At 63.6% G+C, this 14,616-nt stretch carries 12 protein-coding genes and 3 pseudogenes; 5 read left to right on the top strand and 10 right to left on the bottom strand.

Going from position 1 to position 14,616, the window contains the following annotated elements; all coding sequences use genetic code 11:
* The 7 genes and pseudogenes from FCN77_RS14740 to FCN77_RS14765 form a co-directional block, all read right to left on the bottom strand.
* A complete protein-coding gene (locus FCN77_RS14740) occupies window positions 1–489 on the bottom strand; it encodes an erythromycin esterase family protein (RefSeq protein ID WP_254678570.1) in 489 nt (162 codons plus the stop codon).
* Window positions 486–1,823 (bottom strand): phosphoribosyltransferase, encoded by a 1,338-nt coding sequence (locus FCN77_RS14745; protein ID WP_137322877.1) that lies wholly within the window; start codon window positions 1,821–1,823, stop codon window positions 486–488. The genes FCN77_RS14740 and FCN77_RS14745 overlap by 4 nt, the downstream gene beginning before the upstream one ends.
* A complete protein-coding gene (locus FCN77_RS14750) occupies window positions 1,823–2,167 on the bottom strand; it encodes a CU044_2847 family protein (protein WP_137322878.1) in 345 nt (114 codons plus the stop codon). The genes FCN77_RS14745 and FCN77_RS14750 overlap by 1 nt, the downstream gene beginning before the upstream one ends.
* 625 nt (window positions 2,168–2,792) lie before the next feature.
* Window positions 2,793–3,010: pseudogene (locus FCN77_RS26970) on the bottom strand (IS3 family transposase); the annotation flags it as partial.
* A 16-nt stretch (window positions 3,011–3,026) separates the two neighbouring features.
* Window positions 3,027–4,118 (bottom strand): IS110 family transposase, encoded by a 1,092-nt coding sequence (locus tag FCN77_RS14755; RefSeq protein WP_137322130.1) that lies wholly within the window; start codon window positions 4,116–4,118, stop codon window positions 3,027–3,029.
* Between the two features lie 291 nt (window positions 4,119–4,409).
* A pseudogene (locus FCN77_RS14760) lies at window positions 4,410–5,623 on the bottom strand (DDE-type integrase/transposase/recombinase); the annotation flags it as partial.
* 323 nt (window positions 5,624–5,946) lie between these two features.
* Window positions 5,947–6,966 (bottom strand): glycosyltransferase family 4 protein, encoded by a 1,020-nt coding sequence (locus tag FCN77_RS14765; RefSeq protein WP_137322879.1) that lies wholly within the window; start codon window positions 6,964–6,966, stop codon window positions 5,947–5,949.
* A gap of 360 nt (window positions 6,967–7,326) precedes the next feature.
* Here FCN77_RS14765 and FCN77_RS14770 point away from each other — a divergent pair, with 360 nt between their 5' ends.
* Window positions 7,327–7,677 carry a hypothetical protein gene (locus tag FCN77_RS14770; protein WP_137322880.1) on the top strand — a complete coding sequence of 117 codons (351 nt, stop codon included), beginning with the start codon at window positions 7,327–7,329 and terminating at the stop codon, window positions 7,675–7,677.
* A gap of 952 nt (window positions 7,678–8,629) precedes the next feature.
* Here the strand turns inward: FCN77_RS14770 and FCN77_RS27745 are convergent.
* Entirely contained in the window at window positions 8,630–8,779 is a 150-nt protein-coding gene (locus tag FCN77_RS27745) for an ANTAR domain-containing protein (RefSeq protein WP_137322881.1), read from the bottom strand.
* Between the two features lie 87 nt (window positions 8,780–8,866).
* Here FCN77_RS27745 and FCN77_RS14780 point away from each other — a divergent pair.
* A protein-coding gene (locus FCN77_RS14780) for an IS3 family transposase (RefSeq protein ID WP_137322882.1) occupies window positions 8,867–10,050 on the top strand; the annotation gives its coding sequence in 2 pieces (ribosomal slippage) (window positions 8,867–9,128 and window positions 9,128–10,050; 1,185 coding nt in all).
* Window positions 10,051–10,091: 41 nt separating this feature from the next.
* On the opposite strand, the gene FCN77_RS14785 is transcribed toward FCN77_RS14780, so the two are convergent.
* On the bottom strand, window positions 10,092–10,928 hold the full coding sequence (locus tag FCN77_RS14785) for a GAF domain-containing protein (protein ID WP_137322883.1): 837 nt from the start codon (window positions 10,926–10,928) through the stop codon (window positions 10,092–10,094).
* Between the two features lie 350 nt (window positions 10,929–11,278).
* Here FCN77_RS14785 and FCN77_RS14790 point away from each other — a divergent pair, with 350 nt between their 5' ends.
* The 3 genes from FCN77_RS14790 (at window position 11,279) to FCN77_RS14800 (ending at window position 13,476) form a co-directional block, all read left to right on the top strand.
* On the top strand, window positions 11,279–11,752 hold the full coding sequence (locus FCN77_RS14790) for an Hsp20/alpha crystallin family protein (protein ID WP_137322884.1): 474 nt from the start codon (window positions 11,279–11,281) through the stop codon (window positions 11,750–11,752).
* A gap of 4 nt (window positions 11,753–11,756) precedes the next feature.
* Complete coding sequence (locus FCN77_RS14795; protein WP_137322885.1) at window positions 11,757–12,119, top strand: hypothetical protein; 363 nt, start codon at window positions 11,757–11,759, stop codon at window positions 12,117–12,119.
* Between the two features lie 259 nt (window positions 12,120–12,378).
* Entirely contained in the window at window positions 12,379–13,476 is a 1,098-nt protein-coding gene (locus FCN77_RS14800) for an IS701 family transposase (RefSeq protein ID WP_254678996.1), read from the top strand.
* A 172-nt stretch (window positions 13,477–13,648) separates the two neighbouring features.
* Here FCN77_RS14800 and FCN77_RS14805 read toward each other — a convergent pair.
* Window positions 13,649–14,546 (bottom strand): annotated as a pseudogene (locus FCN77_RS14805) (IS5 family transposase).
* Between the last annotated feature and the right edge of the window lie 70 nt (window positions 14,547–14,616).

Consider the following 14,616-nt stretch of genomic DNA (forward strand, 5'->3'; position numbering starts at 1 on the left):
CTACGCCTGCTGCGAGCAGCAGCAGTTGGCCAAGTCCAGGTCCGCAGCTCCGTGACGCCTCGCGAGGCGGGGCGCGCTCCGTCGTCGTAACTGTGACACCGCCGCATAGGCTAGCGAAAAGATCAGCAGCACACCCACACATCCATGTCGGCCACCGCTCGAAGCGGGCGAGCAGCTGGTAGGCGTCAAGGTCCGGGTCTCCTTGCCCCTGACCCAACGGTTGATGCGCCAGCAGTCGGGCCAATCGCCCTCGACCCCAATCCAGGTGAAGCCGTGCGCTTCGATGAGCCGGCGGCTGATCACTGCCCGCCATCGGTAGTACTCGCTGGTGCCGTGGGACGCTTCACCCAGGCACACGTAACGGGCCGCGGCGGCGAGGGGGATCAGGGCATCCAGGTCCTCGGCCCCGGCCAGCCGATGTGCCAGGACGCGGATCTGAGCGAGCTCCGCCGCCAGGCCCGCGGTTGTGTACCCGGTGCTGCGGTTCACGGCTGCACCTCGGGGGCAGGTTCCTCGTTCAGGTCAGGCAAAAGGTATTGGATGAACCATTCAGCGGCCAGGGCGGCCGCCTGGGTGAGCGTTCCGGGTTCTTCGAAGAGGTGTGTGGCTCCGGAGATGATCTCCAGCCGGGTCGGTGCCCGCATCAGGGCCATGGCCTGGCGGTTGAGTGCAAGGACTTGGGGGTCGGCGCTGCCGACGATCAGCAGAGTCGGGGCACGCACGGCGGCCAGCCGCGGGCCGGCCAGGTCCGGGCGCCCGCCCCGTGAAACAATGGCGCCTATCCGTGCGCCGGGTTCGGCCGCGGCCCACAGCGCGGCACCGGCACCGGTGCTGGCCCCGAAATAGCCGACAAGACCGGATGAGGTGTCGTCCCTGGTGCCCAGCCACCGGGTTGCCGCCATGAGCCGGCGGGCGAGCAGGGCGATGTCGAACACGTTCTCCCGGTTGACTTCCTCAGCGGGGGTCAGCAGATCCAGCAGCAAGGTGCCCAGCCCGGCGCGCTGAAGGACCGAGGCGACGAACCTGTTGCGGGGGCTGTGACGGCCGCTGCCGCTGCCGTGGGCGAACACCACGATCCCGTCGCACCGTGCGGGCAGGTGCAGGTTGCCCCGGAGCCCTATGGCACCGGAGGGTATTTCCACCTCTTCTTCGACGCCGGGCCCTTCCGCTGCCAGGACTCGGTGCAGCCGCCGGGCTGCGGCGTCGAGCAGCTGCACGACCTCCTCATCCGCTACGGGGGAGAAGTCGCTGTAGTGGAAGCCGACGGCCTGGAAATTCCGGGCGGAAACCAGGCAGAACACGTCATCCGGCTCCGTCAGCGAGGCCAGCACCCCGGTCGGGGCCACAGGCACGGCCAGAATCACTCTCGCCGCACCCAGTTGCCGTGCAACCCGGCAGGCGACGCGGGCAGTGGATCCGGTCGCGATACCGTCATCGACGATTATTACTGTGCGGCCCTTCAAATCCGCGCGCACCCGCCCTTGGCGGTACCGCGCAACCCGGGACTCCAGAAGGTCCCGCTCACGCCGCTCGACCGCCTGCAGGTCGGCTTCGGTAACACCTGACAGGGAGATGACACGTGCGTCAAGCACCCGGGCGTTTCCTTCCCCGATAGCACCCATCGCCACCTCCGGCTGGAACGGCAAACCCAGCTTGCGAACCACAATCACATCCAGCGGCGCATCGAGCACCTTCGCAACCTCGAACGCGACCGGAACGCCGCCGCGGGGCAACCCCAGAACCACCACGTCATGCCCCCGCAGCTGAGCCAGCCTTTGCCCCAGCCTCCGACCTGCATCAACTCTGTCCCGGAATTCATACATCAGGCTGTCTGTTCTTCCTGCTCCATCGGGGAAACCGCCGCCGCGGACCATGACATCCGCAGGATAAAGTGGCCCTCTGCACTGTTTCTGGCGATGACCGCCCCTGCGTCCCCGGCCAGTTTCACCCCGAATTCAATTTCCAGCCGCTCGGGAGCGAGTTCCCTCATAGCCTCCGCCACTGCAACGGCGGCTGGACGGACACTGGCCAGCGCATCCTCCAGACGCCGGCCCACATCCAAAATCCCCTGTTCGTTCCGGGCAGGATGGTCCACGCCATAGCTGTTCTCATCCACTTCAACCAGTACAGTCCCGGATCCGACTTCATATCGCAGTACGTCAGTCATGCCAAGTACCTCGTCCGTTCGGCCTGATTATTGCTGCTGCTCCATACACGCCTTCAAACATGACAATTTCTCCCAACTCTGGGCAGGGAAAGCCCCGAAGAGAGGGTCGGGGTCCCTCCAGTAGATACCTGCCAGGAAGCAGGCAACAGGGACTAAGGTCCCGCTCCGGCACCAACCCGCGGCCGCCGCCATAGACTCTCCGGGAGCCGCCCGGCCCGGGGACTTTCGTCCCTGCCGCAGACCGGCCACCGGGGTGCATTCTGGAAGAGAAAGCTTCGCGGATACGCGGACCGCCTACTGGGAGTCGCGATGCTCGCCCTGGGCCTCCTTCTGGGGCGAGAAACCGACAGCGCGGGCCGCTCGAAGGTCCGCTGAGAGTAACAATTCCCAAACACAGGGCCGAAGCCTGTTTGGGCACCATCATCGTGAACAGTACTGCCGCTCCCGCACGGGCGCGGCAGTAAGACAAACCGGTTCGGGCCCCCACCACGGTCCCTGCTGACAGAATGGCAGTGCATCAGTCACATGCCGACTTCCAGCCGACGATTTCCAGCTGTCAGTTACTGAAGTCGTCTGCACCGATGTCCGAACCGGAATTTTTCAAGCTGAACGGTACCAACGGGAGTTAGGCGGCTGACTGTTCGGTGATTTCCTTGGGTTGGTTGATCCACGCGGGTCCTGGGAGCGCGAGGATTTTGGGGTCGGTGGTTGTGGTGAAGCGTTCGGGGTGTTTCGCACGGGCTGCAGCGAGCGTTACTGATCGTTCTTTGGCCACACCGGCGGCGTGACCGTAGTGGACATTGGCGGGGTGTGGAAGCCAATTCCGGAGTGCTGGTGGTGATGGACTCTTCTATGTCTGTCAAGCGGCCGCTTCGGGTACCTGTTTCACCAGTGCGGCAGCGTTCAGGGCCCGGAACACGCGCCGTGCCAGATAACGCTTGACACAGCGCCGGATCTCCTTGATGGTCTTGCCTTCGGCACGGCGTTTCTTTACGTAGTCGCAGGTCTCAACGTCATGGGTCATTCTGGTAACCGCAGCGATGTGGAGGGCGCTGTTGAGCCTTCTGTCGCCTCCTCGGTTCAGCCGGTGCCGCACCGTATTCCCTGACGACGCGGGGATGGGATTCACGCCGGCCAGGCAGGCGAAGGATGCTTCGCTGCGGACCCGTCCCTCGTGCGACCATGCCACCAAACATTTGGCCGCGGTCACCGCTTGGAAGCCCGTCTCCTCGAGCAGCGGTGCGGCCTCGCTGACCGTGACCAGCTCGTCCAACTGCTTCTCGTTGGTTTTGAGCTGCTCGTCCAGGCCCAGGATGTGCTTGGCCAGGCGGACCGCCTCGGTGCGGGCGATGCCCAAGGCCAGTTCTTCCTCACGCTCTCGCCACCGGGAGATCTCCTCGATCTGGGCCGGGGTGAGCTTCCTGCGGGCATCAATGCCGAGGTCGTTGCCGCGCACGAGGGCATTGAGTGCGTTAATCGTCCGGGTGCGGTCCTTGGTCATGGACTCGCGGGCGGTGACCAGGATCCGCAAGCCCTGGCGTATCCCGTCATTCAGGCGGGGGCGGCGGAGTTTCTCAACCGGCAGCGGCAGCACGGCCATGGCCATTCGGTGGGCGTCCAAGGCATCTGACTTACCCACGCCGCGGTTCTTCTTGGCATCCATGCGCGGCGCCTCGGCGACGGGGAATCCGTAGGTGGCTACGGTGCCGGAGAGGATCGCCCCGTACGAGGCGGCTCCCTCGACGACCCAGAGGGTATCGGCGTCGGCATTGGTGCGGCGGGCTACCCATTTGATGGCCCGGTTGATGCCGGCCGCGGTTGTGGGGAATGACTGCGTGTCCATTAGTGCGCCGTTGGCGGCGTCGAGGATGGCGTAGACGTGTTTGCGGGCGTGCGTGTCGACGCCCACGACAAATGGATGGGCATGCGCGACGATAGATGTGGCGGTCATTCGTGCCTTCCTCTTCACGGATATGGTCATGGCCGTCGCCGGCCGGCACCAGTCCGGGTAAGGGTCACAACGGAACAGCACTGTGATGGGTCACGCCCCGCAAGGGGTGGACATTCTTCTGATCAAGCTACCGTGGTGGGCCGGACGGGTGCCGGCCGACCACCGCCGTGGACGGACAAGTCCACAAAAAGACACTTTCGGGTCAGTTGTACCAAGAGTCACGTCCACGGGGCGGATCGGCCGGTCCCTATCCTGCCAGCCAGTCCCGGACCAGCTAAAACAAGTCTCACAGTTGTACCAGTCCACGAAACCGCCGATAAATGCTCCGGCGTCGTGGACTGAGGCGAAGCGTTCGGGGAATTCCGGACCGTATTTCAGGGTCTTGAAGATCGCCTCGCTGTACGGATTGTCATTGGACACCCGGGGTCTGGAGTGGGACCGGGTGACCTCCAGATCCGAGAGCAGCGCGGCGACCGTTTTGGACGTCATGGACGTTCCCCGGTCCGCGTGCACGACCTGGGGGATGCCATGGATCCCGAAGATTCCCTTCATCATTTCCACCGCCAGCGCCCCGGATTCGGTGGCGTGGACGTGCGCGCCGACGATGAACCTGGAGTGGATATCGACCATCATGTAGCAGTCGAAATACTTGCCTTTGACCGGGCCCGCGAGCTTGGTGATATCCCACGTGAACACCTGTCCCGGGGCCGTAGCAACCAGTTCTGGAACCGTCCGGGGCGGGTGTTTGGCCAGCCGGCGGCGTTCCTTGACCTGCTTGTTCTCCTCCAGCACCCGGTAAAAAGTCGACAGGGACCCCAGATAGATTCCCTGGTCCAACAGCTTCGTATAGACCTGCATCGGTGCCAGGTCCACGAACTCCGGTGAGTTCAGCGCCGAGAGTATCCCGGCACGCTCGGCGGCGCTGAGTTTGTTCTGCGGCACCATCGACATCTGGTCCCGCAGCGGTGCCGGTTTCCGGTTCGCGGTCGTCCTGGAAACACCGGTCAAGGATGCTGCCCGGCGTGTGGGGATCTTCAGTTCCAGCATCGACCGGTACGTGGCCATCAGCGTTTCTTGGACCGGGGCCCGTCCGGCATATCCTCTGAGGCGCTCTCTAAGAACGCCTGTAGTTTTCCCATCAGTTCCAGGGCTGCCTCGGTCTTCTGCAACCGGCTCTCACTCACCTCTAACTGGCGGCGCAAACGCGCGTTCTCAGCCTGGTCCGCCGAGAGCTTCCCGATCGATTCCCCGGCCTTCTTCCCGGCCAGGACGCCGGCGTCACGCAACCGCCGCCACTCGGTCATCTGCGAGGAATACAGGCCTTCCCGGCGGAGGAAGGCACCGCCCTCGCTGTTCTCGCAAGCGCTCTCGTACGAGGCCAAGAACTCGAGCTTCTGGACCGGCGTGAACGAACGGCGCGGCCGCGGTCCGCCGGCCCGGGGTCCGGAACTACTACTACTCACAGCACTATCTTCGCGTACTGCACTCAAAACGGGACTGGACATGATTACTGGATTCCTGGGTCTCGCCCCACGCGATTAAACGGACTTGCTATGAGCCGTTGGTACCGTTCCAGCCTGACACGTAGGGAACCCGTCTGCACTGGCTTTGGCCATCAAGACAACGAGCTGACGGCTTCTGCACCCTCCCAGCTGGTGCAGGCGACTTCTGTAACTGACAGAACCGGATCCGCGAGGGAGTGTCCCACCAAGGGCGTCCCGGTTCCTTGTGAGACAGGAAAGATTGCTCGGTCAGATGAGAACACGCCGAAGCCTTCGCCCCGGTGCCGTCAGGGCAAGTGTCTGAACTGCCTCCGTGTGTTTCTGGCTTAGCCGTGGTGGTTGAGAATTTCCCCATAAAGGTCCAGATGGTCGGCAACCATTCTTCGTGCGTTGAATCGTTCCTCGACCGTTGCCCTGCAGGCTGCGCGGTCGAGGTTAGCGGCCCGTGGCAGGAGCCCGGCGAGCTCCTGGACGGGTGCCAGGTATCCGGTGATGCCGTTGTCCACGATCTCCGGTGCCGCCCCCGACGCGGTACCGATGACGGGTGTTCCGGTCGCGAGGGCCTCGATCATGACCAGGCCGAAGGGTTCGGGCCATTGCAGCGGGCTAAGGAGAGCAACTGCGTTGCCCAGCAGCTCGAACTTTTCGGAGTCACCGATCTCACCCACCAACTCATCGTCAGAGCCAAGGACAGGCTTTACGACTTCGTGGAAGTATTCGAGCTCCGCAGGCTCCCGCATTTTGGCCGCTATCCGTAGAGGGATGCCGGCTGAGTGGGCTATCAGAACCGCTTCCATCACGCCTTTGTCAGGGCACATCCGTCCAAGAAAGCAGGCGTAGCCGCCCCGGCCTGTCCCGACCGGCACCGAGGAGAGGTCCATGCCGTGGTGGATCACCCTGGCAACGTGAAGATCCGCAACGTGCCGGATCTGATCATTCGAAATTGCGATGATGCTCGTATTGGTGCTCATTGCCCGGTAAATTTCAGCCACTTCCGGAACGAGCCTGCCGTGGATGGTGGCGACTGTAGGGATGGGGCCCGGACGGTGGGCGCACAGGGGCCCGATGAGTGTGTGATCGTGGATTACGTCCATCTGGCCCATGGCCCCGTAGGCCCTGATGCTGTGGCTTAATTCGGTGGGGATCGAGCCGCGCCGGGTTGAATCTGATTCCCACATTCCTGCCGCAAGAGGTACCGGGCAGCTGCTGTTGGAGGGTGCGGCGAGGAGAACGTCGTGCCCGGCCGCGGCAAAACCACGCGCGAGGGTGTCAACGACCCGCTCTATACCCCCGTAATTGGGCGGGGGGACAGGATATCCGGGGCCAACGATCAGTCCTATACGCATCGAGCCTCCTGAGCAGCTGAACCAGCAGATGGATGATGGACAGACATTTCTTGTTCCTTGGAAAGTGGTCACCGCTGTTGATATGGAATGGAAAACGGCTACCTGCGGACTGGGTCAGTCCCTGTTCCGGGCTTATGATTTCAAGCTTCACCGCCTCAATCTCTGGCGTTCAGAGGCTTTGGTCCTTTGCCCTGATCGATCCCGGGGACGGATTTGCCTGGGCCATGGCCGGATCAGGGTGAGGTCGTGATCTCGGGCTTGCGAATGGCCCATCGTTTGGCGATTTCAGCAGGCCAGCATGGCAGGCTCCAAAACACGGTCGCTCATGCCTGAGATACCCCCTGGCGATTCAGCCCACGCTTGAAGACCGTCCCTCAACCCGATACGGGCGGCCCCGGCTCCGGTGTTGACCTGAGATCGCTCTGGTCCCTGATCGACCCAGCGACGCAGCAGTGGTTCATGGACCACACCGGCACGGCGATCGTTCCCCGCACGATCACTGCCGCCCTGTGCCGGGCCTCGGACCAACCGCTGCCCCAGGACTCCCACGGCCAATTCCGGCTCACCGGGGACGACATGCTGTTCATCCGGAACCGGGCCCATAGTGCCTTTGCCGCGCACGGCACCGAACGGTTCTTCGAAGCAGTCCAGCCCAAGGACCCCAGCCAGGGTCACCCGCCCCAGAGCACAGACGTCCCGTACCGGACCTGACCGCCGTCGGGTTACCGGCGGTGCTGTGGATAAGGGGCTTGCCTTGGGGTAAGAGGGGAAGCCCCATCAGCAATGCTGAAGGGGCTTCGACTGTTTTGATTCAGTTATGACGAACATCATCTCCCGAACTTGCGGGAATCCCGGCGTTTCCTGCCTCGTCATCGACAGGCCACCCTGGATCAGATCCACGGTGTGTTCCAGGTTTCCCCTGTTGTTCGTTCCCGTCCTTCTTTCGAAGAACGTATAACCAGTAATACCCCTAGTTTGCCGGTGCCGCAAGAGCCAAATTTCCCAGTGGATGCGGGCGTTCCGGAGTGGGCAGCGTTGCATCACGCGACCGCCGGGATTCCTCTTTGAGGGCCGCACAGCGGTCGTTAAACGCAGAACCTGCAGGTACCTTCGCGATCTCGCTAAGAGAAGGCTCGGACATTCTCATGTCCTGAACAACCCGGCGTCACTTGATGGTTACCTGCAGGCGCCTTAAGTCTACGCCCGGACCTGACCCTCCGCATGGGGCAGTCCCATCCCAAGAGAACTATTCGTGAGTCTCGTCGGGTACTGGCCAGAATCACACGCCTGAGGCAGGGCCGAATTAGTTCGGCGTGACCCGTGAATTTTTGCTCCCCTCTGCCGGCTTTCAACGCCCGCTGCAGAATGCCCGTAAGCCTGTCCGCTGCCGGACACTGGCGGCTATGGCCGAGTGGATCCGCTTACCCGAATCCTGACGCGTTTCGAACCCTGCTCCGCTGCCCATTGCCAGGATCTATAGGGAAGCCACAGGTTACCGTCACTGGTTTGCCAGCCCTTTGCGTTCACGGCATCCCTTGGCGGTCCATCGGTCCGAGGCGTGCAAACCAGCGCGTATTGCAACGTCTATCCGTGCGGCGGCGCAGGACTTACGGGGAGATGCCGGATTGGGCGTCTGGGCGGTGTTTCCCGTGTTGATGGGGGTCTACGGGTCGAAGTGCACGGGGATGTTGTTCTCTCCGGAGACCGAAGAGATTAGGGATGCTGCAACGTCATGGAGTTTCATTTGTCGGGCGCTGGCGGCACGTTGGAGGATCGCGAAGGCGGCATCGTGGCTGCACCGGTTCTGGGCCATCACCACGCCGAGTGCCAGTGAGCTGCCACAGAGATCTCGGACAGTGGGCCCTCTTAAAATGGGGGTCTACCGAAAGTAGAGATCAGCATGACCGCATCACGCAAGCGATTTACCCAGGAGTTCAAGGACGAGTTGTGCCGCGAGGTGATCAACACGTCCAGGCCGATCAAGGACGTGGCCACCGCGTACGGTGTCGGCCCCGAAACGCTCCGCAACTGGCTGGTCAAGTACCGGGCGGCCAACGGCGGCACGGAGGTGGATCTGACGGTGTCGGAACGGGCCCGGCTGAAGGAGCTCGAGCGCGAAAATCAGGAGCTGCGGGCGGAGACTGCGTTCCTGAAAAAAGCCAGCGCTTACTTCGCGCGGGAGCAGCGGTAGTGAGCAAGTACGAATTCATCGATTCCCAAAAAGCTCAGCCCGCCAATCTCAATTCGGTCGTGAAAATGTGCCGCTGGTTGGCCGTCTCGACGTCCGGTTTCTATCACTGGGCCACACGCCCGCAATCGGCCACGGCGGCCCGCCGCCGGGCCCTGACGGCGCGGGTCCGGCACTTCTTCGAGGAGTCCGAGGGCACCTACGGCTACCGGCGCATCCATGCCGACCCTGCCGCGGAACAGACCGAGTGTTCTCCGGAGTTGGTGCGGCAGATCATGCGCTGCCAGGGCCTGGTGGCCTGTCAGCCACGGCCGTTCCGCATCACCACCGAGGCTGATGCTGAGGCTGCCGCGGGCATGCCCGACCTCGTCAAGCGGGACTTCACCGCGGACCGTCCCGGGGTGAAGTTCGTCGGCGACATCACCTACATCCACACCTGGCAAGGATTCGTCTACCTCGCCACCGTCATCGACTGCTATTCAAAGAAAGTCGTCGGCTGGTCCATCGCCGATCACATGCGCACCGGGCTCGTCGCCGATGCGCTCAAGAACGCCGCCGCCACAACCCGGATCGAGCCTGACGCGATCTGGCACTCCGACCGGGGCAGCGTCTACACCTCGACCGAGTTCAGGGCCCTGGTGGCCAGCCTCGGTATGCGCTCCTCGATGGGACGCACCGGCGTGTGCTGGGACAACAGCATGGCCGAATCGTTCTTCTCAGCCCTGAAAAACGAGCGTGTGTACCGGACCGTTTATGCAACTAAATCACAAGCCCGGAGCGACGTCATCCGGTACATCGAGGGGTTTTACAACAGCCGGCGCCGTCACTCCGCGCTCGGTTACCGGCGGCCTAACGAAGTCCACTATGGTTATCAACAGCCAGCCTTGGCAGCGTAGAAGAATCCACTAATTCCGCTGTCCGAAATCCCCGCAGCAGCTCACAGGTCGATGGTGGTTCTGTGGGCGAGGGCCGCGGTCAGGTTCTGGCTGGCGTCACTGAGCTGGGCGATGCGCAGTGCCAGCCGGAGGGCCCGTGATGCCTGTTCGGCAAACATTTGCGCGGTGCTGATGTCTTCATGGGAGAACGCGTTCGGGCGGTTGGCGCACAGGTTCAGGACGGCCCGGGATTCGCCTTCCGCGGGCAGCGGGACGCCCAGAATGGACCGGACGCCGTGTCCGGCGGCAGACTGCACGAACCGGGGCCAGCGGTGCTCATCGTCCAGATCAGGGGTCAGCACGGTCGTCTGTTCGGTCAAGGCTGTCAGGCACGGGCCATCGCCGAGCGTGTTTTGCAGTTCATCCATGGACCGGGCCGCGGGTTCGCTGCTGGCCAGGGTCGTGGGCTTCTTCCGGCGCGTGACGGTGATTCCGCAGGACACGCCGGTTCCGGCACGGGAGAGAGTCGTGGCGGCGAGGGTGGCCAGCCCGTCCAGAAATGCCCCCACGTCGTTGTTGTCCAGGAGAAGGTCTTGAAGTCTGGCATCCATGTTTAGCGGCGACTCAGGGATGGCCGCGGCGATCATGTGGGCGTTCCAAATCCGGAGCTTGTTCCGGCGGTAAGGCCTCCGCGGGCCAGCCGCACGCTCTTTGGACGGGATGCAGTGGTCCTGGATCAGGCCGGTGCCGGCGCATTCACGCACATCGGTGATGGCCATTGCCGCTGCGCGTTTATCCGGATAGCCCTGCGAGAGAGCCAACAGGGTCCCGTCCGGTGAGAGGAGCCGGAACCGGACGTTGGAGTGGAGATCGGTGAACAGTTCGAATATTCCGGCCATGGGAGTTCCCTTCCGGGCATGCCGTATCCGGGATTAGCGTGCGGAGATCTATTGCCGGCATGAGGGATGGTGGGGGCGCGAGGTTCCGCGTATGGATGGTGGTGTGCGGCGCAGGTGTTTTGCCCGTCGGTCTGAGAGAGGCTTCCACCCCCAGAATGCGCCTCGCGGCTGACCGGGCAACAGGGACGAAAGGCCCTCCGAAACCGGTGGCTCCCTCCGAGCGTCCCTCTTACGTCGCGTCCGCGACGAAGGGTCTTTGGTCCCTGTTACTAGCTTCCCGACGGGTATGTACTAAAAGAACACCGGCCCCTTTTTTCGGGCCATTCCCTGCCCATAGTTTGGAGAAAGCCATGTCTGATTTGCTCAAATGGTCCCCGCGCGCGGCTTCCCGATGGGCCTCACCGTTCGACAGGCTGTTGAGGTCCCCTCTGGAGCTGATGGACACCCTGGACCGCATGTTTGAATCCACCACGGCAGTTGCCCCCATCCGCGTCGAAGAGTTCGTCGACGGCAAGACCCTGGTAGTGCGGGCCGAGATGCCGGGGGTTGATCCCGACAAAGACGTCGAGATCACTCTCGCCGACGGCTACCTGCGCATCCATGCCGAACGCCAGGAAAAGGAAGAGCACAAGGACAAGGACCGCTTCCGGTCCGAGTTCCGCTACGGATCTTTCAGCCGCAGCATCCCCTTGCCCGAAGGCGTGAAGGAAGAGGACATCAAGGCCTCCTACATCGACGGCGTCCTGGAAGTCCGCACACCCCTGCCGGAAGAGGCCGCCGCCCAGACCGAGGCCCCGAAGAAGCTCCCGATCAGCCGCGGCTAGCGTGATGTCCCTGGAACAGGGCACGGGTTCCGCCGCCGATGACAGCGGCGGCGGGGCGGGTCTTGATATCCGGGCCCTCTGGAGCCGGCTGGAACCGGCAACACGGCAATGGCTCATGGACCACACCGGCACACCCATCGTGCCCCGGACGATCACCGAAGCACTCTGCCGGGCCGCGGACCGCCCTCTCCTTCAGGACCCACACGGCCAGGTCCGGCTCACCGAGGATGACCTGCTGTTCATCCGGAACCGCGCTCACAGTGCCTTCGCCGCCCACGGTACCGAACGGTTTTACGAAACCGTGCAGCCCGAGAATCCCCGGCGCCGCCGTGCCGGTCCCCGCGCCACCCCGCCGCCCCGGACCTGACGTCCGGAAACCCGTGCCCCCGGCATTGGGGGCCGGGGGCACGGCCCCCAACGTGCCCGGCCCGCCCCGGCCTCGGTCCCGGTGGATCCTGTCTTGACTGGTGCAGACCGGCACCATCGACCTAGTACTACAGTCGCGCTTAATTTGGGTTGCATCGGCGTTTTAACCGGACTTTCCGCTCGTGGCCTGTTAATCGTTGGTGGTGAGTGATGATATTTGTGTGGCGGACGTAGAAGAGTGGGCCGAAGGTCTGGAGGAAATCGGCGATCTTATTGGGCCGCGGTTTGTCCGGTCCGAACCACGGCGGAATGCTGTGGGGTATGTGCGCGGGCTGCTTTCGGATGAGGAACGCAAAAACTCCTGGACCCTGTCTGAACGCGCCGGGCACGGCACCCCGGATGGCATGCAGCGCCTGCTCTCGACCACTGACTGGGACCCGGATGCTGTGCGTGATGACCTGTTCACCTACGTCAACCGCCATCTGGGTAATCCCGACGGGATCCTGATCATCGACGAGACCGGATTCCTCAAGAAGGGCGCCGCCTCAGCCGGGGTCGCACGCCAGTATTCGGGCACCGCGGGCCGGGTGGAGAACTGCCAGATCGGGGTATTCCTGACGTACTCCGCCCCGGCCGGGCGCACCCTGCTGGACCGGGAACTCTACCTGCCCAAAGCCTGGGCCGATGACCGGGAAAGATGCACCCGGGCCGGGATCCCCAAAACCAGGGAATTCGCCACGAAACCGGTACTGGCCGCGGACATGATCGACCGCGCCCTGGATGCCGGGATCCCGGCCCGCTGGGCCACCGGGGACGCGGTCTACGGCCAGCATTCGGGGCTGCGCCGCCGCCTGGAAGCCAGAGGATTGCACTACGTGCTGGCCGTTCCCATGAACCAAAACGTCATCGCCCCCACCGCCTGGCCGGGCGAGCAATGGCGCGCGGATAAACTCATCGCTTCCCTGCGCGCCAACGCCTGGCGGACCCGCACGGCCGGGGCTGGAACCAAGGGCGACCGCCGCTACTCCTGGGCACGGACCCGCATCAACGGACCTACCGAAACCGGAGAACACTGGCTACTGGCCCGCCGCTCCCTGAAGGACCCCACCGACCTGGCCTACTACATATGCCACGGCCCGAACCGGGTCTCGCTGGCCGAGCTGGTCCGGATCGCCGGCGCCCGCTGGGCGATCGAAGAAACCTTCCAAACCTCCAAGGGAGAAACGGGGCTGGACCACTACCAGGTCCGCCAATACACCGGCTGGTACCGGCACATCACCCTCTCCATGTTCGCCCAGGCCTTCCTGACCGTGATCCGCTCCAAAAAAGGGGCGCTGCCGCCGCAGACGAGGAACTGATCCGGCTCTCACTGCCCGAAATCAGGCGTCTGCTCGTCAGGCTCGTCTGGCACCGCACCACCAGCCCGAAACACGTCCTGGAACACTCAACCTGGCGACGGAAACACCAACACCGCGCCCGATGCTGTCATTACAAGACCCGCGGACACACCCCTTAAACGCGACTGTAGTACTAGGGCATGTCTCCTAATTCCTTGAGCCAGATGGTGATGGCGCGGAGGACGACTCCGCCGCGGTAGGTCAGGGCGAGCTTGTCGTAGCGGGTGGCGAGGCCGCGCCATTGCTTGAAGATGTTGAAGGACCGTTCGACGACGTTTCGCCGCTTGTAGGCTTCCTTGTCCAGGCCCACTGGTCGGCCGCCCTTGCTGCCGCGGCGTTTGCGGTTCGCTTCCTGATCGGAGCGTTCCGGGATCACCGCCTGGATGCCGCGCCGGCGCAGAAGTTCCCTGTTGGCCTTTGAAGAGTAAGCCTTATCCGCCAGGGCCCGGTCAGGGCGGGAACGGGCTCTGCCCGGACCCAGCCGCGGAACGCTGAGGGAGTCCAGCAGGTGCGGGAACATCGGGGAGTCCCCGCCCTGCCCGGGACCGAGCAACATGACCAGCGGGCGCATCTTGCCGTCGCAGAGGTGATGGATTTTCGTTGTCAGCCCGCCGCGGGACCTCCCGATCCCGTGGTCAGGCGGTTCCTCTAACAGATTCATGTAATTCGACAGGTCCCCCTGTGTGGCGGGTGAGGTTCGTGGCGTGCTGGTGGGCCCGGTTGACCGTGGAGTCCACGGAGACCTCCCAGTCGATCATCCCGGCCGCGTCGGCCTCCGCCAGGATCCGGGAGTGGATCTTGTCCCAGGTTCCGTCGCCACTGAAGCGGCGGTGGCGTTTCCAGACTGTCTGCCACGGGCCGAAGGTCTCCGGCAGGTCGCGCCAAGGAATCCCCGCCCGGAAACGGTAGATAATGCCTTCGACGATCAGACGGTGGTCCTGGAACGGCCGGCCACGGCTCCCGTCGGAACTGGGCATCAACGGTTCAATCCGCTCCCATTGGGCATCGGTCAGGACGGCAGTACGCGACATGATTCCAGCATGCCAAAGCCGACAAGAACCAATTGGGAGACACGCCCTAGGCCCCTTCCCTGTCAGAAGA

The organism is Arthrobacter sp. 24S4-2, assembly GCF_005280255.1.
Taxonomy (GTDB): domain Bacteria; phylum Actinomycetota; class Actinomycetes; order Actinomycetales; family Micrococcaceae; genus Arthrobacter.

Excerpts from the sequence above, each read along its gene's own strand:
- FCN77_RS14745 (WP_137322877.1), bottom strand. The coding sequence starts at position 1,823 with ATGTATGAATTCCGGGACAGAGTTGATGCAGGTCGGAGGCTGGGGCAA.
- FCN77_RS14750 (WP_137322878.1), bottom strand. The coding sequence starts at position 2,167 with ATGACTGACGTACTGCGATATGAAGTCGGATCCGGGACTGTACTGGTT.
- FCN77_RS14755 (WP_137322130.1), bottom strand. The coding sequence starts at position 4,118 with ATGACCGCCACATCTATCGTCGCGCATGCCCATCCATTTGTCGTGGGC.
- FCN77_RS14765 (WP_137322879.1), bottom strand. The coding sequence starts at position 6,966 with ATGCGTATAGGACTGATCGTTGGCCCCGGATATCCTGTCCCCCCGCCC.
- FCN77_RS27745 (WP_137322881.1), bottom strand. The coding sequence starts at position 8,779 with ATGGCCCAGAACCGGTGCAGCCACGATGCCGCCTTCGCGATCCTCCAA.
- FCN77_RS14785 (WP_137322883.1), bottom strand. The coding sequence starts at position 10,928 with ATGGCCGGAATATTCGAACTGTTCACCGATCTCCACTCCAACGTCCGG.
- FCN77_RS14790 (WP_137322884.1), top strand. The coding sequence starts at position 11,279 with ATGTCTGATTTGCTCAAATGGTCCCCGCGCGCGGCTTCCCGATGGGCC.
- FCN77_RS14795 (WP_137322885.1), top strand. The coding sequence starts at position 11,757 with ATGTCCCTGGAACAGGGCACGGGTTCCGCCGCCGATGACAGCGGCGGC.